Raw genomic sequence first — 24,110 nt, forward strand, 5'->3', positions numbered from 1 at the left:
CTCTGGGTGGCCCTGGTCCTCGCCCCGCACGAGGGCCGCGACGGACCGCGGGTGGAGGACTGGCTGCTGCACAAGGCGCTGCTGTGGGGGTACGACTGGGCCGTCTGGGCGTCCCGTACCGCCCGCTCGTCCCCGGGTTGCGCGGCGCCCCGAGCTGGCCGGACGGCGTGATCGGCAGCCTCACCCACTGCGACGGCTTCCGCGCGGCCGCCGTCGCCCGGGCCGGCACCCTGGCCTCCCTCGGCATCGACGCCGAGCCCGCGCTGCCGCTGCCGGAGGGCGTCCTGGACTCCGTCGCCCTGCCCGTCGAGCAGCAGCGGCTGGCCAAGCTGGCCGCCGAGCACCCGGACACGCCGTGGGACCGCATCCTGTTCAGCGCCAAGGAGTCCGTCTACAAGACCTGGTTCCCGCTGACCGCCCTCTGGCTGGACTTCCACGAGGCCGAGCTCGACCTCTCCCCCGACGGCACCTTCTCCGCCCGGCTGCTGGTGCCCGGCCCGGTGGTCGGCGGCCGCCGCCTGGAGGGCTTCGACGGCCGCTGGGCGGTGCGCGGCGGGCTGGTCGCCACGGCGATCGCCCTCGAGCCGTAACCGCCCGTCGTCGGCCCGTTCGCCGGCCGGGCATATCCTCGACGGCGTGACGGTGACCTACGTGATCGACGGCAGCACGATCGGCGACCTGGACGACTTCTGGGACGCGGTCGGACGGGAGATGGGCGCGGACGGCTACTTCGGCCGCAACCTCGACGCCTTCGCCGACTGCCTGCGCGGCGGTTACGGCACGCCGGAGGACGGCGACTACGTCATCGAGTGGCGCGACCACGCGGTCTCCCGCCGCAACCTCGGGTACCCGGAGACGGTCCGGCAACTGGAGCTGCGGCTGACGCGCTGCCACCCCGCCAACCGGGAGCACGTCGCCGCCGCGCTGGCCGCCGCCCGGGCGGGCGAGGGGCCGACGGTCTTCGACTGGCTGGTCCAGGTCATCGAGGAGGAGCACCCGGGCGGCCTCCGTCTGGCGTAGCGTCGCCGACCGCCGACCGCCTCCGAAACCTGCCGACCGTCGGGGCGTTCGCCCCGGCCTCACATCACGTCGGACAGCCGGACGAACCGCCGCCCCGCCCCCAGCAGGTCCGACACCGCCGCCGCGAACCCGGGGGCGGTGCCGCCGCCCGGGTGGTTCATGTGGCCGATGACGATCGCCCCGGGCGGGGCCGACGCCACCTCGGCGCGCACCTCGGCGGCCCTGAGCGTGGCGCCGTCGTCCCCGTTCACGGTGAATCCGGCGATGTGTTCGCCCAGGTCGGCGACCACCCTGGTGGCCACGTCGTCGTAGTGGGCGGTGCCGGAGCGGAAGAACCGGGGCGGGCGCCCCAGCAGTTCCGCCAGCTTCCGGGCGTTGCCCGCGACCTCGTCGTACACCTCGCCGACGTCGCCCGTCCCGGCGATGCCGTAGGCGGACCTGCCGGTCACCGAGAGCGGCCGGTGGACGGTGCCGTGGTTGCCGATCTCGAACAGCTGATCGGCGGCGAGCTGCTCGAACACGTCGGGGTTGGCGTCGATCCAGCGGGCGTTCAGGAAGAGCGTCGCCGGGACGCGGCTCCCGCGCAGGAAGTCGATCAGGTCGGCGTCGTAGCCGTTCCCGCCGGGTCCGCCGCAGGCGTCGAAGGTCAGCGCCATGGCCCGCTCCCCCTCGGGCAACTCGGTGATCACCCCGGCGACCTCCAGCCCCCAGTCCCCGGGGGCCGTGCCGCCGTAGCGTTGGACCACCTCCTCGCGGGTCGGCTCCCGGCGGGCCGCGGGCGCGGCCGACGGGGCCGCTGCCGGGACCGCTGACGAGGTGGCGGCGGGCGCGGCCGTCGGCGTCACCGCGGCCGTCGTCGCTGACGTCGGCGACGCCGACGGCGACGGCGCGGCCGGAGCAGACGGAGCACCCGGAGCGGAGGCCGACGCCCCGGCCGCAGCCGGAGCAGCCGGCCCGGCCTCGACGGCCCGCTTCGTCCGGCACCCCGCCAGCGCGCCACCGGCCACCGCCGCCGTCAACAGCGCCCGCCGACTCAGTGCCACACCGGCCTCCCGATCCATCGCCACTGGTCATATCGACTGACTACATGACTATGAACCGACCATTCGTCACTCCCCGCAACTCGCCCCCGTCCCCGCCCGCACCCCCTTCACCGACCCGCCCCACCCCGGTGCGCCCCGCCTCACCCCCGGTTCACCCCCCGTGGGCAGACAGCCGGCGCACCCCCGTCCCAGCAGGAGGCCCCGATGCCCGCCGACCCACCCGAACCGACCGGAGTGACCGCACCGGCCGGAGCGACCACCCCCACCGGAGCGACCACCCCGACCGCCGCTCAGCCCGACCCCCCGCACCCGCCCCGCCGCGCCCTGCTCCGCACCGGCCTGGCCACCGGTGCCGCCACCGCCCTCGGCCTCGCCGCCACCGGGCCGGCCGCCGCGGCCCCGCCCAAGCCCTCCCGGCAACCCGTGCGACCGGCCTCGGAACAAGCCGCACAGCAGACCGACCGGACCCTCACCCTCACCGGCCATCTGCTTACCGGCGCCCCCGACTTCGTCTACCTTCCATTCGAAGTCCCCGACGGCGTCCGGGAGATCGCCGTCTCCTACGGCTACGACAGGCCGCAGGTCCCGCCCGGCACCCCCGGCAACTCCTGCGACATCGGCATCTTCGACGAACGCGGCACCGACCTCGGCGGACCCGGCTTCCGCGGCTGGTCCGGCGGATTCCGCACCGGGTTCACGCTCGCCCGGGACACCGCCACCCCCGGCTACCTCCCCGGCCCGATCAACCCGGGCACCTGGCACATCGCCCTCGGCCCCTACCAGGTGGCCCCCCAGGGCCTGGACTACCACGTCCAGGTCACCCTGCGCTTCGGCACCCCGGGGCCGGAGTTCACCCCGCACTACCCGCCGGAGCGGGCCCGCGGCCGCGGCCGCGCCTGGTACCGGGGCGACTGCCACCTGCACACCGTCCACTCCGACGGGCGCCGCCTACCCGAGGAGGTCGCGGCCGGTGCCCGGGCGGCAGGTCTGGACTTCATCGTCTCCACCGACCACAACACCAGTTCCTCGCACGCCGACTGGGGCCCGCTGGCAGGCCCGGACCTGCTGATCCTGCCGGGCGAGGAGATCACCACCCGCAACGGCCACTGGTTGGCCCTCGGCCTGGAGCCCGGCCAGTTCGTGGACTGGCGCTACCGCTCCCGGGACGAGGAGTACCCGCGCTTCGTCCGCCAGGTCCACCGCTCCGGCGGCCTGGTGGTGCCCGCGCACCCCTACTGCCCGTACGTCGCCTGCCAGTGGAAGTTCGGCTACGAGCAGGCCGACGCCGTCGAGGTGTGGAACGGCCCCTGGACGTACGACGACGAGTCCGCCGTCGACACCTGGGACTCCGGCCTCGCCGTCGCCCTGCGCGGCGGCCGCTCCTGGTTGCCCGCGATGGGCAACAGCGACGCCCACAGCGCGCCCCAGGTGATCGGCTCCCCGCACACCGTCGTCCTCGCCGAGGACCTCACCCGGGACGCGGTCCTCGACGGACTGCGCGCCGGGCGCAGCTGGCTCGCCGAGTCCGCCGCCGTGCACCTGGACCTCAGCGTCACCGGCCACGGGCGCCGGGCCGGCATCGGCGAGGAGCTGACCGTTCCGGCCGACGCCCCGCTGGACGTCCGGCTCAGCGTCTCCGGGGTGCCCGGCGGCACGGTCCGGCTGCTCACCGACGAGGGCCAGATGCACCAGGAGTCACTGCCGGCCGACGGCTCCGGCACCGTGGTCTGGCGCACCACCGCCGCGCTCGCCGCCTACGTCCGCGCCGAGGTCCGCCACCCGAGGGCGGACGGCAGCCCGGTGAAGGGCAACGCGATGGGCGGGGAGCTGCCCTGGGGCCCGATGGCGGCCCTGACCAACCCGATCGTGCTGCGCGCCGAGGAGCGCTGACGGCCCGCGGCGACCGCCCGCGGACCGGGAGGGGGACGACTCGGGGCACCCGTTTGGACTAGGTTGATCCCCGAAACGCATCAGTCGTAGGGATGAGGCGGTCTGCTGTCCGCATCCGGGCCGACCGGCTCCTTCGCACTCCGACCGCCTCGCCCCGGCTATCCGCCCGTCCCCGGCCCGCGAAGGGATCAGCAGCTGTGAACCGTACGACCGTAGGTGGGCCGGAGCTCGGGGGCGGCCGGGGCGCCGGGGGCGTCCTGGTCCTCGTCGACCCGACCGGGGGCGGGCACAGTCCGGTCGCGGGGCTGCTCGCCGAGGAGCTGTACCCGAGCGTCCACCTGCGGACGGACGACTTCCTGCGGGTCATCCGCAACGGCCGGCTGCCGGTCGAGCTCCCCGAGGCCGGGCGCCAGAACGCCACCGCCCTCGCGGCGGCCGCCCAGGCCGCCTTCGCCTACGCCACCGGCGGCTACCAGGTCGTCGTCGAGTGCCCGGAGCCGCCGCCCAGCCTCGCCACCTTCCGCCGGGAGAGCCGCACCACGGGCGCCGCCCTCCACTACGTCGTCCTGGACGCCGGCCCGTCGGCCGCGGAAGCCCGGAACGCCCCGGAAGCCCGGATCGCCCCGGAAGCCCAGAACGCCTCGGAAGCCCGGAACGAGGCCCTGGAGGGGGCCCGCCACACCCTCGACACCTCCGCCCTCACCCCCGAGACCACGGCGAAGGCCGTCCTCAGCGCCCTGACCGCCCGCACCCACCTCCTCGGCTGGTAGGCCCCCGGGCGGCCGCTAGACCCCGACCACGCCGTCGATGGCCTCGCGCAGGAAGTCGGCGTGCCCGTTGTGGCGGGCGTACTCGTGGATCAGGTGCAGCATCACCAGGCGCAGCGACACGTCGGCCTCCCAGCGGGGCTGGTAGCCGGTGACGTCGAGGCTGGGAGCGGCGCGTTCGATCCGGCGGGAGTGCTCGACCTCGGCCTGCCAGGCGGCGAAGGCCTCGGCGCGGGTGGCGCCGGTGGCGTCGTAGGCCACCTGGTAGTCGCCGTCCGCGGACCACACCAGCGGGACGTCCTCGCCGTTGATCACCTTGCGGAACCAGGTGCGCTCGACCTCGGCCATGTGGCGGACCAGCCCGAGGAGGCTGAGCGTGGACGGCGGGCTGGAGCGCTGCCGCAGCTGCTCGTCGGTGAGGCCCTCGCACTTCATGGCCAGGGTCGCGCGGTGGTAGTCGAGGAAGCCGCGCAGCATTTCGCGCTCGCCGTCCGTCAGCCCGGGTACGGGGCGTTCGTCGGTGCTCATCCGTGGTCACTCCTGTTCGTCGGTGATCGCCTGGAACTCCCGGCGGACTGTAGCGAACCGTCCGCCCGTGGACACCGGGTTTTGACCACCGCCCGCGCGGGCCCGCCCGCCGAAGGCACGGCGGCCTGCCCGGCGGGGTGCCGCGTGGGCGGATCACCGGGTGAGCACCGCGCCGGCATCGTCACGTACCGTGTTCGCAGCACCACAGGTTTGGGTACGTACCTCGCGCGCCCGACGGCCGGGCGCCCATCGAGCAGGAGACCCAGCGGCCCATGGACCACAACCACATCCCACCGACGGTGCGCCGGACGTACGGCACTGACGACCTGTCGCAGACGCCCGGGTTCGCCGGCGGCTTCATCAACTTCGGCGACTGGCAGGGCATCGACCTCACCGCCCCGACCACCGAGGACCGGGTGCGCAGCCAGGAGCAGTTGTACCGGCGGGTCCTGCGGGCCTTCCCCGAGCCCCGCGAGTCGCTGCGGCTGGCGGAGGTCGGCTGCGGACGCGGGCTGGGGGCGGCGCTGGCGCTACGGGAGTTCCGCTTCGCGGCGGTGACGGGCGTGGACATCCACCCGGACCAGATCGAGCGCGCCCGCGCCGTCAACGCGCGGGCGCTGGCCAGCTACCCCGACCGGCTCGGCTACACGATCGGCGCGGCCGACGAACTGCCCTTCGCCGACGGGTCCCTGGACGGCGTGTACTCCGTCGAGGCCGCCCAGCACTTCCGCGAGCTGGCGGGTTTCGCCGCCGAGGCCGCGCGGGTGCTGCGCCCCGGCGGCCGCCTGGTGGTCACCACCTTCTTCACGGCCCCGGGGCCGGAGGCCGCCGAGCGCCTCAAGATCCTGCTCGCCAGCTTCGCCGACGGCCTGGACGTCGCCCATCCGCTGGACGGCTTCGTCGCGAGCCTCACCGCGGCCGGTTTCGCCACCGTGGCCACCGAGTCCATCGGTTCGCACGTCTGGCCCGGCCTCGACCGCTACCTCGCCGACGCCGTGCCGCCCGGTCACTGGACCCACCACTTCCTCACCGCCTGGCGCGACGGACTGCTGGACTACCAGGTCGTCACCGCCGACCGGGCCTGACCCGCACCCGTCCGGGCCCGACCGGGGCCCCGCGGCACCGGCTCCGGCTCCGGCCCCTCGCAACACGAACCGGGCGGCGCCGGAGCTTCCGCTCGCACCGGCGCGGAGCACGAAGGCAGGGCCTCGTGGTTCCCCGGCCGTGGTCCGAAGACCCGCCGAACCACCACGAGGCCCTTTCCTTGCGCCCCGGCCGCTCCTCGGCCACCCGACCGGGACCCGTCTCGATCGGCGTGCCCGGGAGCGGCACGGCGGCGCTTCCGGCAGCGGCACGCGTCAGGCGTCCACGGTCTGGGCCTCCAGCGGCACGGCCGCGTCCTCCGAGGTCTTCGCCGGCCGGTCGGCGAGCTTGAGCCAGACCACTCCGGCGATGATCACGGCCAGCCACACGGCCTGGACCAGGGTGAGGGTCTCGTCGAAGATGACGGGGCCCAGCAGCGCCGCGCCGACGGAACCGATGCCGGCCCACACGGCGTAGCCGATGCTGACGTCGATGGTGCGAAGCGCGGCGCTCAGCGCCCAGAGCGTCAGCAGGAAGAAGACGACGGCGACCAGGGACCACGTCAGGCGGGTGAAGCCGTGGCTTCCGCCGACGGAGAGCGCGTAGCCGACTTCGAACCCGCCGGCGAGCAGGAGCATGATCCAGGAATTGGCCGAGTTGCGCCCGGTGTCGGACATGTGCGGAAGTCCTTTCGAAGGGTGGGTCGGACGGGGACGAGTACGGGGACGGGATTCTCAGGCGGCGCCGCTGAGCTGGAGGCCGACGACCCCGGCGATGATGACGGCGATGCCCACGGCCTTGCGCCAGTTCAGGCGCTGCCCGAAGAGCAGGGCGCCGAGGAGGGTGATGCCGATGCCGGCGACGGAGGTCCAGATCGCGTAGCCGACGCCCACGTCGAAGGTGAGCAGGGCCTTGCTGAGGAAGAAGGTCCCGAGGGCACCGGTGATCAGGGTCACGGCCGTCCACGTACGGTTCTTGAAGCCTTCGGCCTTACCGGCCGCGATGGCGACGGCGATCTCGAAGATGTCCGCGATCGCCAGGTAGAACCACTGCATGGCTGGTCCTTTCGTTCTTTGGAGGTCGGCGTTGCGCCGGGGGACGGGGAACGGGGGAACGGGGGAACGGGGGAACGGTCCGCCGTGGGGCCCGCGACGCGGGAGGTCGGGGCGGGGCCGCAACGGCGAGGCGGTGCTCCGCTGCGCGCCGACGGGCGCGAGCGGATGGTGGGACGGGCCGACGCGGGGGGTCGGTCGGGCGGCCCGACGAGCCGGTGGCCCGGTGGGCCGGGCGTCGCCCCGCAGCCGGGTGATCCGGCCGGTCGGACGGCGTCAGTGACGTTCCGTCGGCCGGCCGGTGCGCCGGCCCGGCGAACGGGTCAGGTCAGCACCCGTCGATCCGGCAGGCAGGGGCGTCGCCGGCGGCGGCCTGTTCGGCCTGGGCGTCGAGCACGGCCTTGCGGATCTGGGCCACGGCGGGGACGCCTTCGATGCGGTGGCGCCCGTCGATGATGATCGTGGGAGCGACGGAGATGCGGTAGGCCTCGGCGGTCCGCAGCGCCGCCCGGTGGGTCTCGGTGTAGCTGCCGGTGACCAGCGCCTGGCTGAACCCCTCGGCGTCGAGACCGAGTTCGGCGGCGATGTCGGCGAGGACCTCGATCCGGCCGATGTCCCGGTTCTCCTGGAAGAACGCCCGCAGGACGCGCGGGGTGTACTCCGCGGCCCTGCCGTGCTCCGCCGCGTACTGGTAGCCCTCGAAGGCGAGCCGGGTGTAGGGCTGCGGGGAGATCGTCGGCAGGGTGATGTCCACACCCATCCGCCGGGCCATCGGATAGACCGAACGCTCCCAGATCGCCGACAGGTACGGGTCCTCCGGACGCAGGGTCGGGGTCGGGTGGGGCCGCAGTTCGAACGGCATCCACTCGATCTCGACGTCGAGGTCGCGGGTGGCCTCGTGCAGGGGCCCCTCGGCGAGCATGCAGAACGGACAGACGTAGTCCGACCAGACCTTGATGCCGATCTTGCCGGTCGTCGTACCGGTCATGACCGCCCCCGTTCCATCGCGAGGAACTCCTCGAACGGCTTCGTCCCCTCCGGGAGTTCCAGCCAGGTGACCTTGACCGGCCAGTTCTCCGGGTCCTCGGCGAAGATCGAGTACGAGCTCGTGTAGTCGAAGCCGTACCGGGCGGCCGTCTTGCGGTCGACCACGTTCACGATGTGGCTGACGTTGAAGTACAGCGAGGCCATGTAGCACAGGGCACACGGCTCGCCGGAGGCGAACAGGGTGGCCCCGGCGGTGGCGTGCAGCCCGTACGTGGCGGCGGCCTCGCGCAGCGCCGTCACCTCGGCGTGCGCGGTGGGGTCGTTGTCCTCGCGCACCCGGTTGACGCCGGTGCCGAGGATCCGGCCGCGGTTGACCACCACGCCGGAGAATGGGATGCCGCCCTTGGCGACGTGCTCGCGGCTGATCCGTACCGCCTCACGGGCGTACTCGGTCAGCTCGCTCTGTGAAAGCTCGGAAGTGCGCACCGCTGCTCCCCCGCTCAGACCGCGGCCGGGGCGTGGGAGATGGGCGCCGTGACGTCAGGCATGGAGTCCCCAGTAGTTGCTTGTATGTACATATTCTCTGAGCCCGCAGAAGACTCGAGCGAGCAGATAGAGCTTGCATGAACATACATCTTGCTGTCAATCGCAACCACCGGAACTGGCCCGGAAGATTACCGATGCCTGGTCGTCAGGGCCCGGCGACGGCCCGGCGGAAGCCGCCGGACCGCCCGAAAGGGGAGGCCGGCCACCTGCCCGCCTCCCCGGCCCCGCACGGCTGGTTCAGACCGCGACGGGGTAGCTCGGAGCCTTCTCCTGCGCCCACCGCGCACCGGGCCCGAGCGGTGGCCTCGGCCCGTCGTCACTCCCCTCGCCGGGGCCGGGCCGGGAGCCCTGCCGGTCCGGTTCGGCCGCCAGGCGGCTGTAGATGAAGGCGGCCGACACCAGCGCCATGTGGTGGTGCCAGCCGGGGAACGAGCGGCCCTCGAAGTCCCGCAGCCCGAAGCGCCTTTGGAGCAGGTCGACGGTCTCGCCGGTCGCCGGCTGCCGCTCCGCGTACTCCAGGAGCTCCTCCACCGGACGGTGCGCCATGTTGGTGATCCACAGCCGGCCCGGCCCGGCCGGATGGCCGTCGGGCTGGGTGAACAGGCGGAACGGCTGGGGCCGTTGGTCGGCCGCGACGACACCGGGCACCTGGACCAGGCCGTCCTGGACCGGGCCCCGGCCGGGTCTCGTGGCAGCGGGACGGGCCTCCGCGCCCCGGTCGCTCAACACCCGGGCCGCCGCGATCACCGGTCGGCGCGCACCGGAGAACTGCGGCTCCAGCGGGGCCAGCAGGAAGCCGTCGGGGATCGCGACGACGAAGTCCAGTCGGCGCTTGATCAGTCCGTCGAGCAGCCGGCGCGAGTCCAGGAAGCCGTCGAGGTCGAGGACGACCGGTACGCTCTCGTGCTGCGAGCGCCGCACCACCACGTCGAGCACGTCGAGGAGTTGGCCCTCGGACGAGGTCGTGGCGGTCCGCGGGATGCGGGCGCGTTCGCGCAGGGGGCCGCGGGCCCACGGCTCGGGCAGCACGAGGCACCAGCCGACCGGAAGTTCGCCCGCGTCGGTCGACATGAAAACGGCAGTGCTGACTTGGCAGTTGACGGTCCGGCCGGTCTGTGGGATGAATCGGCGGTGCACTCCGCACGACTTCTCGCCGCGCTTGGGCAGGATCACGGGGGCGGCCGTCCAGGCCCTGGGCCGGACCCGGGCTTCGGCCCACCGGCGCAACTGGTCGCAGACCGGCTCCCACTCCCAGGGGCTCTCGTTGACGAACTGGTGCAGGGCCTGCGATGCCGTCGGGGAGTCGCACGCCACGGCCGCGAGCCGGCGGATGGACTTCTTGCCGGGTGTGCTGAGGAGGCCGTTGACGTATGCGTGGGCCCACCTGCGCTGGTCGGCCCTGCGCAAGTGGCCGAAGAGCTGATCCGTGAACAGGGCCACGGAGTCCCATCCCCTCATAGTTTCCCCTCCGGTGTCGCGGCTGCGAGCATTCACACAGCCACCCACATTAAAGAATGACCAGTATTTTTTTCTGGGGGAAAGGGATTCCAGCCGCCACTTCGCCAACTTCCCGCGCGTCATGGCGCGATCCCGGCAGGTCGGGCCACGAGACGGGTGCGAACCGGTCCGGTCGACGAAACAAGATCTTCGTGATGGGCGCGGCCGGGCGGCGCACCGCCGGGCGAGGGGGCCGGTTCGGACGGTGCGCAGGAGCAGGGGTGCGGACAGGAGGCGCGGGCCCGGCCCGCCGGGCGGGTGCCGGTCGCCCGGAGGGTCGCGCGCCCGGGCGCACCACGCCGACGCCACGCCACGCACGCCCCGCCGCCGACGCCATGCGCACCACGGACCTCACGCCACGGACGCCGACCGGCGCGGACGAGCTCGCCGTACGGCGGGACGACCGGCCGGACGGCAGGTCGTCCGACCCGACGGGCCGGCCGGCCTCGGCACCGTCAGGTCAGTGGTCCGACCGCGCGCTCAAGCCCGCCGCCGCCCGCCGCCACAGCTGGCCGAGCTCGTGCTCCACGGCCCGGACCGGGCGGCCCGCGCGCAACTGCGCCTCGGCACCGGCCAGCAGGTAGCCGACCAGCAGCTCGATGTCGGCCAGTTCCGTGTCGGTGGTGCCGCCCGCCCGGGCCAGATCGAGGGCGTGCAGCAGGGTGGGACGCCAGGCCTCCTCCCAGGTGGGCTGGGACCCGGGGCACTCGTACGCGAGCCGCATGGCCGCATGGGCCCGGACGTCCTGCTGGAGGAAGGCGGCCAGCAGCTGGGTCAGCCGGCTGACGGCGACCAGCCCCGGCGTGGTGAGCTGCTGCACCTCGTGGAGCGCCGAACTGACCGCGGCCGCCCCCGCCTCGACGACCGCGAGCGCCAGCTCCTCCTTGGTCAGGAAGTGGAACGTCAACGCCCCCGAGGTCACACCGGCGGACTGGCTGATGCGCGCGAGAGTGGCACCGGTGTAACCGTGCGTGGCGAACTGCTCGGCGGCGGCGTCGATGAGGGCGGACCGGGTCTGTTCCGCGCGCGCCTGCCTCAGCACAGCGGCGCGCTCCGGGACTGCGTGACGGGTGCGGTCGCGGCCCGCTGGGCGCCCTGGGGACATCGTGTGAGTTGCATAGCCCCTCCGACTGGTTCGTGTACCTGCCCCGCGACGACGCGGCAAGCATACCCCGGCCCACCGACGGCCTGAGGTGTGGTCGGGAAGCCCGGTCCGCCCGGTCCGGAGGGGAACGGAGCGGAACGGAGACGGGCACGGCCGCACGCACCGGGGCGCGGGTCCTCGCACCGGCCGGGGCGGGGGTGCTTCGCGTCCGGACCGACCGGACGCGACGTCAGCACTCCCCCGCCCCGGGGGCGCGGTCGAACGGAAAGCGTGCCGACGGGCCCGGCGCGCGGCGGCCGACGCGCGCCGGGGGGCCGGCATTTCGGTTCCACGGCGAACTGCCGTCGGAACGGATTCTCCGCGGGCGGCGCGGGTTGACGGACCGGGGGGCCTCGGGAAAGGCCGGACCGCCGGATTCCCCCCCGGAGGGGCATGGGACTTCACCACCGGCGTGCCAACCCGCGGTTGACCGCGACTTTACGCACTCATGGACCGGTGCACGGGTGTCACCGGAGAGCAGGCAGCTGTGCGCCCTCCGACCGGGCGTCCACCGCGGGAGCGTCGAAGGCGGCCGACGCGTCCTGCCCCTGGGCGCCGCTCCGGCGGTCGTACTGCAGGAAGTCCTGCAGGTGGTCCGTGCGCCGCAGGTGCCCCTTGATCAGGACCATGCCGTACATGTGGTCGCCGGTCTCCCGCCAGCAGACCAGCGGGAGGCGGTAGGTGTCGCCCTCCGGGGTGCCGAAGACGGCCTCGTAGCCGTGGGCGTCGAGCAGCGTCACGAGTGGTCGTCCTTCGGTGTCGTGGTGAACAGGTGGCCGTAGTCGGTGATGCCGTGGGCGGTGGCGGCGGCACCGGCGAGGTGCAGGGCGTGCCAGAGGATCACCTGGTTCGCGGTGACGACGTTGAAGCCGAGCTCGTCCTCCAGGGCCTTGATGGTGCCGACCGCCCGGATGCCGTTGCCGGCCACGAGAACGGCCTCCGGCCGGTGGGCGGCCACCGTGGTGCGGATCCACTCCGAGAGGTTCTCGGGGGTGATGGCCTTCTGGTTCGAGGGCAGACCGCAGGGGCCGTGGTAGACGACCTCGTACCCGAACTCGCGGAAGTAGTCGGCACCTTGGCCCGACAGGGTGTCGTCGAACCACGGCGGATTGACCACCGCGATGCGGCGGGCGCCGAGCGCGTCGAAGGCGGCCCGGGCGGCCTTGGTGGTCCCGGTGATCGGCAGGCCCCGGGTGACGGGCAGCAGCCGCTCGTACAGCTCTCGCTCGCCCTGGGCCTTCAACGCGTAGCTGGAGGAGGTGAAGCCGAGGGTGAGCGCGTGCAGCGGGGAGGCCGCCAGCAGCTCCACGGCGTTGTCCAGGTACGGCGCCTGGACGAAGGCCAGGATCGGGTCGTGCGGGATCTTCTCGTCCATCTCGCCGCCCGCGCGCATCGCGGCGAAGTGGATGCGCGAGCCGTGGATGGACACCGTGGCCGGGGCGATGGCCTGCAGTTCCGCCTCGGGGCCGACGTCCGCGTGCGGCACGACGACGCCGATGCGGGTCGAGGCGTCCCATCCGTCGACGGGCGAGGGGGCGCTGGTCATGGGCTTCTCTCCTTACCGGGTGAGCACGGACTCGTCGGCCAGGCGGCCACCGCTGACGGTGCCGGTGCCGCCCGCGTCGAGGAACTTGGGGTGCTTGCGGCGCATGGCCTCCAGGACGAAGTCGTACGGGACGTCGTCGAAGGCACCGTGGTCGGTGAGGAACTCCATGGCGCCGCCGCCCTCGTGGGGGTGGTACAGGCTGTCGCTGAGCCCGTCGAACTCCAGCGGCCGCATCCCGTACAGCTTGCAGAGCAGCTTGTTGAACACCGGGGTGGCCTTGACCCACTTGCCGTCGAGGTGGACCTGGGTGAGGCCGTGGAAGAACACGTCGCCCCCGATGTGCTCCAGGAGCCGGGGCGAGGCGAGGTGGTTGCGCACGTCGCCGTACACCAGGCGGGACGGAATGCCCAGGGCGCGCACGGCGGCCGCGTACAGCGCGGACTTGTGCAGGCAGAAACCGGACTTGGTGGTGGCGGTGTGGGAGGCCTTGAGGCCCTCCCGGGTCAGCGGGGCGCCGTAGACCTCGTAGTCGACGCCGTCGCGCACCGCGTAGTAGAGCTCGACCGCGTTGGTCCGCCGGTCGGCGGAGCGGTCCTTGACGGCGTGGTCGACGAAGGCCTGCACCGCCTCGGTCTCGTGGTCGAGGAACTCGGTCGGGCGGGTGAGGTGGTCCAGCTGGTCGGTCATGTCGGGATTCCTGTCGCTCAGAGTCCGAGGAGCATGGCGATGCGGTTGCGCTGGATCTCGGAGGTGCCGGAGTAGATCGTTCCGGCGATCGAGTTGCGCAGGTCGCGCTCGATCCCGTGCTCGGTGAGCACGCCGCGCCCGCCGTGGATCTGCACCGCGTCCAGCGCGGTCTGCACGTTGGCCTCCGACACCACGGTCTTGGTGGCCGCGAGGTCGAGCGAGGCGTCCTCGTTGCGCTCGACCTTGGCGCCGGTGTCGGTGAGCCACTTCCGGGCGGTCTCCACCCGGATCTTCATGTCCGCGATCTTGTGGGAGACGGCCTGGTAGGAGCTGATGGCCCGACCGAACTGGTGGCGCTCCTTGGCGAAGGCGATGGTCTCCTCCAGGCGCCGGGTCATCTCGCCGAGGGTGATGGAGAAGCCGAAGAGGACCTCGCGCTTCATCACGTAGTCCAGGACCCGGAATCCGGCGCCCTCCTGTCCGACCCGCCGGCTGACCGGAACGCGCATGCCGTCGAAGGCGAGTGTGCCGATCGGGCTGGTGCGCAGGCCGATCTTGTCCATCGCGGGGCCCACGGTCAGGCCGGGGGTGTCGGCGTCGACGAGCAGCGTGGTGAGGCCGAAGGGGCCGGGCTTCCCGGTGCGGACGTAGAGCAGGAAGAGGTCGGCGACCGGGGCGTTGGTGATGAACATCTTGTCGCCCGTGACGACGTAGTGGTCCCCGTCGCGGCGGGCGACCGTGGCCAGGTTCATCGCGTCCGACCCGCCGGACTCCTCGGTGATCGCGTGGGCGGTGATCGCCTCGCCGGACATGATCCTCGGCAGGTACTCCTCCTTCAGTTCGCGGCTGGCGAACCGTTGCAGGGGCGTGCCCACCGACACGATCTGCGTCGAGGTCGAGAACGAGAGGCCCGCGTCCCGGGAGGTGTAACCCAGGCCCTCCAGGGCGCGCATCGTCTCGGTGAGGCTGCGGCCGGCGCCGCCGAACTCCGGGTCGAAGGGGACGCGCAGCAGGCCGCTCTCCTGGATCGCCTTCCACTTGTCGTGCGGGAAGGCGCCCGCCGCGTCCAGCTCGCGGGTGTCGGCGTTGAGCTGCTCGGCCCACGGGGCGGTGAGGTGAAACAGGTCATCGGTCACGGGAGATCCTGGGGTCCGTTTCGGCAGTGGATCGGGCAACAGTGGATCGAGGTCGTGCCAGGACGACGGGTGGACGGCTCGCGCGGACGGCCGCGGACTCGGACGCACGCGGCCGGGCGCCCGGCCCGGACCCCGACGGCGAGCGGGATCCGGACCGGGCGGTGCACTGGCCGCCGGAGGGGTGGCGGCGGCTCAGTACTGGGAGAACCCGTCCTCGGACAGGGTGTGCTTCTCGTCCCCGTTGATCGGCGGGTTGAAGATCGACACCAGGTGGAGGTCCTCGTCGGCGGAGGCCACCAGGTAGTGCGGGTCGTGCTTGTCCAGGACGTAGATCGTGCCCGGCACGATCTTGTGACGGGTGCCGTCCTTCTCCACGACCTCGCCCGAGCCACCGATGCAGTAGCAGGCCTCCAGGTGGTTGCGGTACTGCAGGGCGCTCGAGGTCCCCTTGCGCACGAGGGTGTCGGCGACGGCGAAGCCCATGCCGTCGCGCTTGGTCAGGAGCCGGTAGCTCAGACCGTTGCCCCACTCGACTGCGGCGACGTCATCGAGGCTGCGGGTGAACATCTCTCTGGTTCTCCTTCGGAATCGGATGGTGCGTCGGTACGGTGTGGTGCGGTACGGCCGGTCAGGCGGGACGGTGCAGCGGCCGGACCGGTTGGTGCGGTGCCGGAGCAGCTTGAGCGGCTGGAGCGGCTGGTCGGGGCGGCGCGGAGGGCCGGGCCGTCGGAGCGGTCGCTCAGGCGGCCGCGGCCGGGCGGTGGTCCGCGATCATCGCGACGATGGAGTCGATGGTGCGGAAGTCGTCCGGGCCGAAGTCGATGTCGTCGACCGGAATCCGGTAGACGGAGGTGAGGTGCCCGAGCATCTTCACCAGGCCGAGGCTGTCGATGACTCCGGAGTCGAGCAGGTCGTAGTCACCGGTGAGGTCCGAGACGTCCTCCCCGGCCAGGAACTGGTCCACGATGTAGGCGCGGACCTCGGCGGCGATGGTGGTGGTGCTCATGCGTCACTTCCCTTGATGAGGTTCTGCTTGATCAGGTTCCGGTCGGGCTTGCCCGTCGAGGTGCGGGGCAGCGGGGCGGCGGTGAGGTACACCGAGGCCGGGATGGCGTGGCGCGGAAGCTGGCGGCCCAGGTGGGTGCGCAGCCGGAGGCTGGTGAGGTCGGTGCCGGGGCGCTGGGTGACGTGGGCGTGCAGCCGGACGCCGACCTGCGGGTCCGGCAGCGGCACGACCACCGCCTCCGCGACGTCCGGGTGGGCGGCGATGACGTTCTCGACCTCCTGCAGGTTGGTGCGGACGCCCCTGACCTTGACGTGCCAGTCAGCGCGCCCCTCCAGGAAGTAGAGGCCCTCGGCGGTGCGGGTGACGATGTCGCCGGTGCGGTAGAAGACCCGGCCGTCGAGGTGGGTGAACACCGCGTCGTTCAGGTCCTGCCGCAGGTAGCCGCTGGTCTGGAACGGCGTGGACACCAGGAGTTCACCGGTGCCCGCCGCGTCGAGGCGTGCGCCCTCGCCGTCGACGACCAGGGCGTCGGTGCCGCGGATGGGACGGCCGATGGGCATCGGGCCGTCCACGGCGGTGGGGTCGACGCGGTGGATGAAGGAGTCGTTGGTCTCCGTGCAGCCGAACACGTTGTGGAAGGCGGCCCGGGGGAACGCCGGCGGGACGCGGCGCAGGAGGTCGTCCGGCATGCGGTCACCGGTGAAGATCGCGTGGCGCACGGCGGCGAAGGTGCCGCCGCCCTCCAGGAGCAGCCGGTACATCATCGGCACGCCCTGGACGAAGGTGACGTCGTGCCGGCTGACCAGCGCGGCGAGGTGTGCCGCATCGGTCGCCCGCTGCTGCTCCACCAGGACGACGCTCGACCCGAGCCGGAGGAAGGTCCAGACGTCGAGCAGGGCCAGGTCGAAGTTGAGGGGTGCGTAGGACAGGGCGGTCTCGTCGGAGGTGAGCGCGAACTCGTCGACGGCCCAGTCGGCGAAGGCGTCGAACCCGGCGGTCTCGATCGGTACGATCTTCGGCGTGCCGGTCGAGCCGGAGGTGGTCAGCAGCAGCCGGGTCCGCTCCGCGTTCGGCACCGCGAACCCCTCGGCCTCGCTCTCCTCCGCCCGCACTGGCAGCGCGGTGAGCGCGCCGTCGTCGGCTGCGGTGAGGAGGTGGGAGACGCGTGCCTGGTGCGCCAGGCGTTCGAGTGCCGCGCTGCCCAGGTCCGGTGAGGGCGCGAGGGCGATGTGGCCCTCGTGGAAGACGGCCAGCAGCAGGGCGATGGTCTGCGGGTTCTTGTACGCCGGGACGCACACGGTGCTGCCCGCCGGGAGGTTCAGCCGCGCCAGGTGGGCGCGCAGACTCCCGGTCAGTTCGTTCAGCCGGCCGTAGGTGACGGCCTGGTCGTTGAAGTGGAGCGCGATGCGGTGGGGCCGGTTCTCGCCGTGAGCGGCGACGGTCGCGGCCAGGAGGGACGATGGCACGGCGGGATTCCTCGCGGTCGGCTCAGCCGTCGGGACGAGTGCCGATCGGCTGTTCGAATTCGTGCGGTGTCGACGTTGAAGTTACCGGGCCAAGTGGATGCTTGGTCAAGCATGCACTTGCCGAAGTGAGTGTGACGCAGGCCACCAGAGTTGCATGTCCAAGCAAAAACCCCGAACGCGGAACGCGTTCGGGGTGGGGTCGGGACGGCCGGCCCGCCGGGCCGGCGCGGGTCAGACCTGGATGGCGCGCAGGGCCTGGACCGTGGGGCCCAGTTCGGGGTCGGCGGTGAAGGTGTTCAGCGCGGAGGACAGGACCTCCGCATAGGTGGCGCGGGCGGCCTGGTAGCGCTGGCGCCCCTCGTCCGTGATGACGGCGTACACGCCCCGCTTGTCCGAGGGACAGAGGTCCTTGAACGCGAAGCCGGCCGTCTCCAGGCGGCCCACCAGGCGTGTCACCGACGACTGCCCCAGCCCGACCTTGTCGGCCAGGTCCTGCATCCGCAGCTCGCTCGTCTTGGAGTGGTGCAGGTGCTCCAGCGAGCGGTACTCCGACAGTCCGATCCCGTGCCGCCGCTGTAGCGCCAGGGCCAGCTCCCGCTCCACGTACGAGTGGAGCGAGAGCACCCGGTTCCATGCGGCCTGGTCGGAGGTACGCAGGGGCGCGTGGGATGAAGTTGCCATAAGGGCCTCCGTTGCAAGGGTGTTGCTTGACAGAAGAGTACATGCGCATGCAAGATCCTGGCGCCCCGGAGTTTCCTTTTTCGAAGATTTACGGGCCCACTCTGCTTGCACGTACAAGCAATCTCTTTGACACAAACGCTGCCCGCAAGACCTCGGGCGGCCCCCGGCGCCGACCGCGCCGGCCCGTGCTCCATCCTCCCGCCGACCACGGCACCGCCCACCGCACCCGAGGACGCCGCTGACATGAGCATCCGCGCCCACTTCGCCCCGCTCGACCGGTCACCCGACCCGGGGCGGGACCGCCACGTCCTGGCCACCGTCACCTACGGGGCCACCGCCGGCCTCGCCCGCGTCCAGCACGGCCACCCCGACCTCGCCGTCCCGATGGCCGTCACCGGCGGCGACGCCTTCCGCGAGGTCTGGACCGTGGCCGACCGCCCGCGCTGGGTCCTGCGCGGCGACAACGCCTACGCCCACGACGGCCGCCACCTGTTCGTCGCCGGCCTCCTGCCGGAACAGGACGTCTACACGGCCCCGGTGCGCAACCTGTACGAGAAGGCCTTCGCGCTCGTCAACCACCTCGACTACAACCACGTCTTCCGGATGTGGAACTTCGTCGGCGACATCATCGGCACCAACGCCGAGGGCATGGAGGTCTACCAGGACTTCGTCCAGGGCCGCGCCCAGGCGTTCCACACCTACCTCGGGGACACCACCGCCCAGCTCCCCGCCGCGACCGGGATCGGCACCCAGGGGCGCGGCATCGCCTTCTTCCTCCTGGCGACCAGGAGGGGAGTGCCCCGCCACCTGGAGAACAGCCGGCAGACGTCCGCCTACCACTACCCCGACCAGTACGGCCCCAAGCCGCCGAGCTTCGCCCGGGCCACCCTGCTGGAGGACACGCTCTACGTCTCCGGCACCGCGTCCATCCTCGGCCACGAGACCGCCCACCGCGGGGACGTCCGGGCGCAGACCCGGGAGACCCTCGACAACATCGCCCACCTCGTCTCCCGCGAGAACCTCGCCCCCCAGGGCGTCGACGCGGGCCACGAACTGAAGGACCTGAGGATGATCAAGGCGTACGTGCGGCACGAGGCCGACATCCCGGCGGTGCGCGCGGTCTGCGAGGAGAAACTCGGCCTCGGCGTCGAGGTGAAGTACCTCAACGTCGCCGTCTGCCGCGACGACCTCCTCGTCGAGATCGAGGGCCTCGTTCCCGCGCGGGGGTGGGACCTGTGACCGACCTCAAGGTGGGCATCGTCCTCCCCGGCCGGGAGAGCGTCATCGACGAGGGCCCCTACCCCGCGCACCTCGCCTCCGTCGCCGCCCTGGCCGAGGAGTCGGGCTTCGACTCCGTCTGGGCCGGGGAGTCGCCGCTCGCCCGCTCCCGGATGAACCCGCTGCTCGCCCTCGCCGCGGCCGCCACGGCCACCGAACGGGTCCAGCTGGGCACCGCCGTCCTCATGCCGCTGCGCCCGCCCGTCCACCTGGCGCACGAGCTCGCCTGCCTCGACCGGATCTCCGGCGGCCGGCTCGTCGCCGGCATCGGATCCGGCTTCGCCTCCCCCGCGACGGAACGCGAATTCGCCAACTACGGGCTGGACTTCACCACCCGCTTCGGCCGGATGCGGGAGACCGTCGAGATCTGCCAGGCCCTGTGGGCCGCCCGCGGCGAGCCCGTCTCCTACGAAGGGCGGCACTACCGCCTCCAGGACGCCGCCCTGCTGCCCCTGCCGCAGCAGCCGCAGGGCCCCCCGCTGTGGATCGCCCACTCCGGGCCCAAGATGCTCCAGCGCGCGGGAGAGCGCTTCGACGGCTGGATGCCCACCTCCACCACTCCGGAGAAGTACGGCGAGGGCTGGAAGCAGGTCGACGCCGCGCGCCGGGAGGCGGGCCGCCCCGCCGACGCCGTCACCGGCGCCGTCTACCTCTCCGTCGCGGTCGACCGGGACCGCCGGCAGGCCGAGGACACCCTATGGTCCTACTTCCGCGCCTACTACGGCCTCCCGCTCACCACCATGCGCACCACCCAGGGGATCTTCGGCGGCACCCCGCAGGAGGTCGCCGACTGGCTCAACCGCTACGTCGAGAACGGCGCCCGCCACCTGATCCTGCGCCTGCCCACCGACGACCTCACGGAGGCCGGCTACCGCGCCGCCGTGCAGCGGACCGCGCAGGAACTGCTCCCGATCCTCCGCGGCCTGTGAACCGCGAACCGCAGGCGCCGGCCTGGGCGGTGTGGGCGGCGGCCTGGCCGATCACCGCCGTGTTCATGCTGTCCAACATCCCCACCCCGTTGCTCGGCGTCTGGCAGGAACGCATCGGCTTCTCCACCGGCACCGCGACGGTGGTCTTCGCCGCCTACATCGGGGGCCTGCTCCTGGCGCTGCCGTTCACCGGAGCCCTGGCCGACCGGTACGGCACCCGCCGGGTACTGGTCCCCGCCCTGGCCGCCGGACTCGTCTCCTGCGCGCTCTTCATGACGGCCGGCCACGTCCTGAGCCTGATCGTCGCGCGGCTGCTCACCGGGGTGGCGGTCGGTGCGGCGCTGTCGGCCGGCACGGCGGCGGTCGCCCACGTCGGAGGGCCGGGACGGCGCCCGCAGGCGGTCCTCGCCGGGTCGGTGGCCATCGGCACCGGCCTGGCGACCGGGCCCCTGCTCGGCGGCAGCGTCTCCGAGTACTGGGCGGCCCCCACCGTGACGGTGTTCGTCCTCGAAGCCGTCCTGCTGCTGACCGCCCTGGCGGTCGTCCACACCGTCCATCTGCCGCCCCCGCCGGGCCCCCGGGAGGCGGCCGCCGGGAGCCGGCTGCGGTTGCCGTCGGTCCCCCGCGCCAACCGGCGGGGCCTGGCCACCAGCCTCATGGTGTACATCCCCGGCATGACGGGGACGTCACTCCTGCTCGCCCTGGGGCCGATCCTGCTCGGTCCGCTCCTGCACACCGGCAACCGGCTGGTCACCGGCGGGATCGGCTTCATGATGTTCGGGGCGTCCACCGGCGTGCAGTTCCTGATCAAGAAGCTGCCGCTCGGGCGGATCCTCGGTGCCGCCGGCGTCGTCACCGGGATCGCCATGCTCGCGACCGCCGCCGCCGTGCGCACCCACTCCCTCGCACTGCTGGCCCTGGCGGCGGTCCTCGCCGGCGCCGGCCAGGGCATGGGCCAGTACGGCGGCTTCTCCCGCCTGGGGAGCGAGGTCGTCCCCGGCCGCCTCGCCGAGGCCAACGCGGCGCTCAGCGCGGGCGGCTACCTGTTCGCCGGCATCCTCCCCATCCTCACCGGATACCTGAGCGACGCCGCCGGCCTCGCCACCTCCTCCACGGTGTTCGCGTCCCTCACCGGCGCGGCGGCGTTCGCGGGATCGCTCCTGGTCACCTCGGCCCGGATGCGGACTCCCGCGCCCACCGCCTCCGCCGCCGGTCCCGTCACGGGTTCTGTCTCGGGACCCGCCGCGGGCGACGCCCCACTCCGGCGCTCGCCGGAGCAGCCGTCCCCCTCACGGAGCTGACCGCACGACCGCGGCGGCCGGCTCCGGTGCCGCCGGGGCCGGCGGCGGCGCCGATGCGGCCAGCCGTCGTGAACTCGCCCGGTGCTGGAGGGCGCTGAGGCCGGTGGACGCCGCGCCGAGCGCCAGCCAGCCGACCGGTCCGGCCGCCATCACCACCCCGGTCAGCAGCATCGGCCCCACCGACTTCTGCACCGACTGGGACATCCCCGCCACCCCCAGGTACGAGGCCCGGGCGCGCGGCGGCGCCAGGCTGACCGCCAGCTCCCAGGAGCTCACCGACCGCATCAGCTCCGCCAGGGTGACCACGGCCGCGGCGGCCAGCAGGGCGATCGAGGCGGTCCAGGCCCCGCCGCCGGTGGAGAGGGCGACCAGCACACAGGCACCCAGCATCAGCACCCCGTACCAGCGCACCGCCGTCGTCGCCCCGCGCGGGCCCTCGGCCCAGGCGGAGACGCGCAGTTGCAGCAGCACCACCAGCACGGTGTTGACCGTCAGGAAGACCGGGACGACGGCGTGCGGCGCGTCGGTGCGGTGGACGAGCCAGAGCGGAAGGCCGACGTTGAGGACCGAGTCGTCCAGGCACATCGGCAGGTCGAGCAGGACGAACAGCAGGTAGCCGCGGTCACGCCAGGGGCTCGGCAGGCCGGACGGCCCCCCGTCCGGTGCCCCGTGGACCGACGGGCCCACGACCGGCGTCCCGCCCGGCGACGGCTCGGCCTGCAACGGCGCACCCTGCGACGGCGCACCCGGCGACGGCGCACGGGCCGGACGCGAACCCCCGGACGGCCCGCCCGCCGGGGACGCGCCGGTCGGCTCCCCGGGCCGCGCGGCCACCACCAGCCCGTGGCCCGCCGGCTCCTCGGTGCGCCGGATCAGCACGGCGGCCAGGACGAACGAGAGCGCGTTGGCCACGATCAGCGCGCGGTAGGCGGTCGTCGTCCCCACCGCGAGGCCGATCGCCGCGATGCCCGCCCCGACCGCGTACCCGGCGTTTGCCACGCTGCGGAACAGCGCCTGGTACGTGCTGCGCCGCTCGCCCGCGACCCTGGTGGCGAACAGCATCTCCAACGTCTTCGCGCCGCGCTCGGCCAGACAGGTCAGGGCGACGGCCGCCAGCAGCGCGGCGAAGCGGTCGACCACCAGCAGGAGGCCCATCGTGCCCACCCGGAGCAGGTGGCACGCGATCAGCAACCCCCGCACCGGCAGCCGTTCGGCGGCCCGGCCGGCCAGCGGCGACCCGGCGATCCCCGCCACCGCGCCCACGCCGAGCAGCAGGCCGAGGCTGCCCGCGTCCATCCGGCACACGTAGGTGAAGTACAGCACCGACGCGGCCGCCCAGACCCCGGTGCCGGTCCGGTCCACGCCTTGGGCCAGCAGCATGGTCCGCGCGTCCCGCCCTCCCGGCGGCCGCCGCAGCTGTGCCAGCAGCCCGTTCCCCCGCATGTGAGGCCCCCGTTCCACGATCGATCCAATCTCGACGTCAAGATACTTCATGTCGAGAGACCTATGGAACCCCTGGTTCCGGGGAAGGCGCGGGCCGGCCCGCGGCCGCCGCGCGTCCCGGCGGCACCCTCGCTCCTCATGCACCGGGACCGACGCACCGACTGTCAGTGCCGCCCGCTACGGTCGCTCCCGAACGATCGGATTCTCACGGGGGCGCACCATGACCGCACCGGGCAGCAGCCCGCTCACCACCGCCGAACTCGTGGCCGGCTGGCGCCGGGTCGGCGTCCGCGAGGGCATGTCGCTGATCGTGCACTCCTCGCTCTCCAGCCTCGGCCGGGTCGACGGCGGCGCCCCGGCCGTGGTGGCCAGTCTGCGCGAGGCGGTCGGCCCGGGCGGCACCGTCGCAGTGCCCACCTTCACCACCGACACGGTCCGTGACCCGGTGCCCGGCCACACCGGGCCGCCCACCCCCGAGGTGGCCGAACTCCGGGCCGCCGTGCCGCTGTTCCACTCCGGGCTGCCGTCCCGCATGGGCGCGGTGGCCGAGGCACTGCGCGCCCTGCCGGAGAGCCACCGCAGCACCCACCCGCAGGCCTCGGTCGCCGCCGTCGGCGCGCACGCCCGGGAGGTCACCGCCCGCCGCTCGCTCGGCTTCGCCGTCGGCCGGGAGTCGCCCTTCGGCGCGCTGCACGACCTCGGCGGGTACGTGCTGCTGGTCGGCGTCGGGCACAACCGCAACACCTTCCTGCACTACGCCGAGACCTTCGCCCCCAACCGCCGGCTCAAGCTGCGGCGCTTCCCGATGGCGATCCAGGGCGAGCGGGTCTGGATCGAGGCGCCCGACGTCGGCGACGACAACGACACCCACTTCCCCGTGGTGGGGCGGGAGTTCGAGGAACGGGCCGGCATCCGCGAGGTGGCGGTCGGCGACGCGCCGTGCCGGCTGCTGCCGGTCCGCGACCTCATACCCTTCGCCGTCCGCCGCCTCACCGAGCTGCTCGGGCAGGCCTGAACGGGACGACGGCGGACGGCCGACGGAGCGGCGGTGCCCGGCGGCCCGTTCACGCTCCGGTTCGG

General features: G+C 73.1%; 25 protein-coding genes and 1 pseudogene. 9 read left to right on the forward strand and 17 right to left on the reverse strand.

Annotated elements, in window-relative coordinates; all coding sequences use genetic code 11:
• Positions 1-101 precede the first annotated feature (101 nt).
• Both ABT247_RS17350 and ABT247_RS17355 read left to right on the forward strand, forming a co-directional pair.
• A pseudogene (locus ABT247_RS17350) lies at positions 102-590 on the forward strand (4'-phosphopantetheinyl transferase family protein); the annotation flags it as partial.
• Positions 591-636: 46 nt separating this feature from the next.
• The gene (locus ABT247_RS17355; protein WP_350743644.1) at positions 637-1,020 is read left to right on the forward strand and encodes a barstar family protein; all 384 of its coding nucleotides are present in this window, start codon (positions 637-639) and stop codon (positions 1,018-1,020) included.
• Between the two features lie 59 nt (positions 1,021-1,079).
• Here ABT247_RS17355 and ABT247_RS17360 read toward each other — a convergent pair whose 3' ends face one another.
• A complete protein-coding gene (locus ABT247_RS17360) occupies positions 1,080-1,766 on the reverse strand; it encodes a polysaccharide deacetylase family protein (protein ID WP_350743645.1) in 687 nt (228 codons plus the stop codon).
• Positions 1,767-2,267: 501 nt separating this feature from the next.
• On the opposite strand from ABT247_RS17360, the gene ABT247_RS17365 reads away from it, so the two are divergent.
• Both ABT247_RS17365 and ABT247_RS17370 read left to right on the forward strand, forming a co-directional pair.
• Entirely contained in the window at positions 2,268-3,953 is a 1,686-nt protein-coding gene (locus tag ABT247_RS17365) for a CehA/McbA family metallohydrolase (protein ID WP_350743646.1), read from the forward strand.
• 197 nt (positions 3,954-4,150) lie between these two features.
• On the forward strand, positions 4,151-4,723 hold the full coding sequence (locus tag ABT247_RS17370; RefSeq protein ID WP_350743647.1) for an ATP-binding protein: 573 nt from the start codon (positions 4,151-4,153) through the stop codon (positions 4,721-4,723).
• Between the two features lie 15 nt (positions 4,724-4,738).
• Here the strand turns inward: ABT247_RS17370 and ABT247_RS17375 are convergent, their stop codons facing one another.
• A complete protein-coding gene (locus tag ABT247_RS17375; protein ID WP_350743648.1) occupies positions 4,739-5,248 on the reverse strand; it encodes a DinB family protein in 510 nt (169 codons plus the stop codon).
• A gap of 272 nt (positions 5,249-5,520) precedes the next feature.
• Here ABT247_RS17375 and ABT247_RS17380 point away from each other — a divergent pair, with 272 nt between their 5' ends.
• A complete protein-coding gene (locus tag ABT247_RS17380) occupies positions 5,521-6,333 on the forward strand; it encodes a class I SAM-dependent methyltransferase (RefSeq protein WP_350743649.1) in 813 nt (270 codons plus the stop codon).
• A 273-nt stretch (positions 6,334-6,606) separates the two neighbouring features.
• Here ABT247_RS17380 and ABT247_RS17385 read toward each other — a convergent pair whose 3' ends face one another.
• The 14 genes from ABT247_RS17385 to ABT247_RS17450 all read right to left on the reverse strand — a co-directional run bounded on the left by ABT247_RS17385 (position 6,607) and on the right by ABT247_RS17450 (position 18,079).
• On the reverse strand, positions 6,607-7,008 hold the full coding sequence (locus ABT247_RS17385; RefSeq protein ID WP_350743650.1) for a DMT family transporter: 402 nt from the start codon (positions 7,006-7,008) through the stop codon (positions 6,607-6,609).
• 57 nt (positions 7,009-7,065) lie between these two features.
• The gene (locus ABT247_RS17390) at positions 7,066-7,386 is read right to left on the reverse strand and encodes a DMT family transporter (RefSeq protein ID WP_350743651.1); all 321 of its coding nucleotides are present in this window, start codon (positions 7,384-7,386) and stop codon (positions 7,066-7,068) included.
• A 325-nt stretch (positions 7,387-7,711) separates the two neighbouring features.
• On the reverse strand, positions 7,712-8,371 hold the full coding sequence (locus ABT247_RS17395; RefSeq protein WP_350743652.1) for a DsbA family oxidoreductase: 660 nt from the start codon (positions 8,369-8,371) through the stop codon (positions 7,712-7,714).
• Positions 8,368-8,856 carry a nucleoside deaminase gene (locus tag ABT247_RS17400; protein ID WP_350743653.1) on the reverse strand — a complete coding sequence of 163 codons (489 nt, stop codon included), beginning with the start codon at positions 8,854-8,856 and terminating at the stop codon, positions 8,368-8,370. Before ABT247_RS17400 ends, ABT247_RS17395 begins: the two co-directional genes overlap by 4 nt.
• A gap of 297 nt (positions 8,857-9,153) precedes the next feature.
• On the reverse strand, positions 9,154-10,356 hold the full coding sequence (locus tag ABT247_RS17405; RefSeq protein WP_350743654.1) for an IS701 family transposase: 1,203 nt from the start codon (positions 10,354-10,356) through the stop codon (positions 9,154-9,156).
• Between the two features lie 517 nt (positions 10,357-10,873).
• Positions 10,874-11,455, reverse strand: a complete 582-nt coding sequence (locus tag ABT247_RS17410; RefSeq protein WP_350743655.1) for a TetR family transcriptional regulator — start codon at positions 11,453-11,455, stop codon at positions 10,874-10,876.
• Between the two features lie 569 nt (positions 11,456-12,024).
• Complete coding sequence (locus ABT247_RS17415; protein ID WP_350743656.1) at positions 12,025-12,297, reverse strand: DUF6253 family protein; 273 nt, start codon at positions 12,295-12,297, stop codon at positions 12,025-12,027.
• Positions 12,294-13,103 (reverse strand): maleate cis-trans isomerase family protein, encoded by an 810-nt coding sequence (locus ABT247_RS17420; RefSeq protein WP_350743657.1) that lies wholly within the window; start codon positions 13,101-13,103, stop codon positions 12,294-12,296. The genes ABT247_RS17415 and ABT247_RS17420 overlap by 4 nt, the downstream gene beginning before the upstream one ends.
• Positions 13,104-13,115: 12 nt before the next feature.
• Positions 13,116-13,790 (reverse strand): transglutaminase-like domain-containing protein, encoded by a 675-nt coding sequence (locus tag ABT247_RS17425; protein ID WP_350743658.1) that lies wholly within the window; start codon positions 13,788-13,790, stop codon positions 13,116-13,118.
• A gap of 17 nt (positions 13,791-13,807) precedes the next feature.
• Positions 13,808-14,926 (reverse strand): acyl-CoA dehydrogenase family protein, encoded by a 1,119-nt coding sequence (locus ABT247_RS17430; protein WP_350743659.1) that lies wholly within the window; start codon positions 14,924-14,926, stop codon positions 13,808-13,810.
• A 192-nt stretch (positions 14,927-15,118) separates the two neighbouring features.
• Positions 15,119-15,493 carry an ectoine synthase gene (locus tag ABT247_RS17435; RefSeq protein ID WP_350743660.1) on the reverse strand — a complete coding sequence of 125 codons (375 nt, stop codon included), beginning with the start codon at positions 15,491-15,493 and terminating at the stop codon, positions 15,119-15,121.
• A gap of 172 nt (positions 15,494-15,665) precedes the next feature.
• A complete protein-coding gene (locus ABT247_RS17440; RefSeq protein WP_350743661.1) occupies positions 15,666-15,932 on the reverse strand; it encodes a phosphopantetheine-binding protein in 267 nt (88 codons plus the stop codon).
• A complete protein-coding gene (locus ABT247_RS17445; protein WP_350743662.1) occupies positions 15,929-17,398 on the reverse strand; it encodes an AMP-binding protein in 1,470 nt (489 codons plus the stop codon). The genes ABT247_RS17440 and ABT247_RS17445 overlap by 4 nt, the downstream gene beginning before the upstream one ends.
• A 231-nt stretch (positions 17,399-17,629) precedes the next feature.
• Complete coding sequence (locus tag ABT247_RS17450; protein WP_350743663.1) at positions 17,630-18,079, reverse strand: MarR family winged helix-turn-helix transcriptional regulator; 450 nt, start codon at positions 18,077-18,079, stop codon at positions 17,630-17,632.
• 243 nt (positions 18,080-18,322) lie between these two features.
• Here ABT247_RS17450 and ABT247_RS17455 point away from each other — a divergent pair, with 243 nt between their 5' ends.
• From ABT247_RS17455 to ABT247_RS17465, 3 genes are read left to right on the forward strand one after another with little or no spacing between them, the layout of a single operon-like run.
• On the forward strand, positions 18,323-19,318 hold the full coding sequence (locus tag ABT247_RS17455) for an FkbO/Hyg5 family chorismatase (RefSeq protein WP_350743664.1): 996 nt from the start codon (positions 18,323-18,325) through the stop codon (positions 19,316-19,318).
• Positions 19,315-20,286 (forward strand): LLM class flavin-dependent oxidoreductase, encoded by a 972-nt coding sequence (locus tag ABT247_RS17460; protein ID WP_350743665.1) that lies wholly within the window; start codon positions 19,315-19,317, stop codon positions 20,284-20,286. The genes ABT247_RS17455 and ABT247_RS17460 overlap by 4 nt, the downstream gene beginning before the upstream one ends.
• Positions 20,283-21,587 carry an MFS transporter gene (locus tag ABT247_RS17465; RefSeq protein WP_350743666.1) on the forward strand — a complete coding sequence of 435 codons (1,305 nt, stop codon included), beginning with the start codon at positions 20,283-20,285 and terminating at the stop codon, positions 21,585-21,587. Before ABT247_RS17460 ends, ABT247_RS17465 begins: the two co-directional genes overlap by 4 nt.
• Here the strand turns inward: ABT247_RS17465 and ABT247_RS17470 are convergent.
• On the reverse strand, positions 21,576-22,967 hold the full coding sequence (locus ABT247_RS17470; protein WP_350743667.1) for an MFS transporter: 1,392 nt from the start codon (positions 22,965-22,967) through the stop codon (positions 21,576-21,578). The two genes, ABT247_RS17465 and ABT247_RS17470, sit on opposite strands and share 12 nt — an antisense overlap.
• A 283-nt stretch (positions 22,968-23,250) precedes the next feature.
• Between ABT247_RS17470 and ABT247_RS17475 the strand changes: the two genes are divergently transcribed.
• Positions 23,251-24,045, forward strand: coding sequence for an AAC(3) family N-acetyltransferase (locus tag ABT247_RS17475; RefSeq protein ID WP_350743668.1), 795 nt, complete (start codon positions 23,251-23,253; stop codon positions 24,043-24,045).
• Positions 24,046-24,110 lie beyond the last annotated feature (65 nt).

Origin of the sequence: Kitasatospora sp. NPDC001539 (assembly GCF_040298565.1) — a bacterium.
In the GTDB taxonomy this organism is placed as follows: Bacteria; Actinomycetota; Actinomycetes; order Streptomycetales; family Streptomycetaceae; genus Kitasatospora.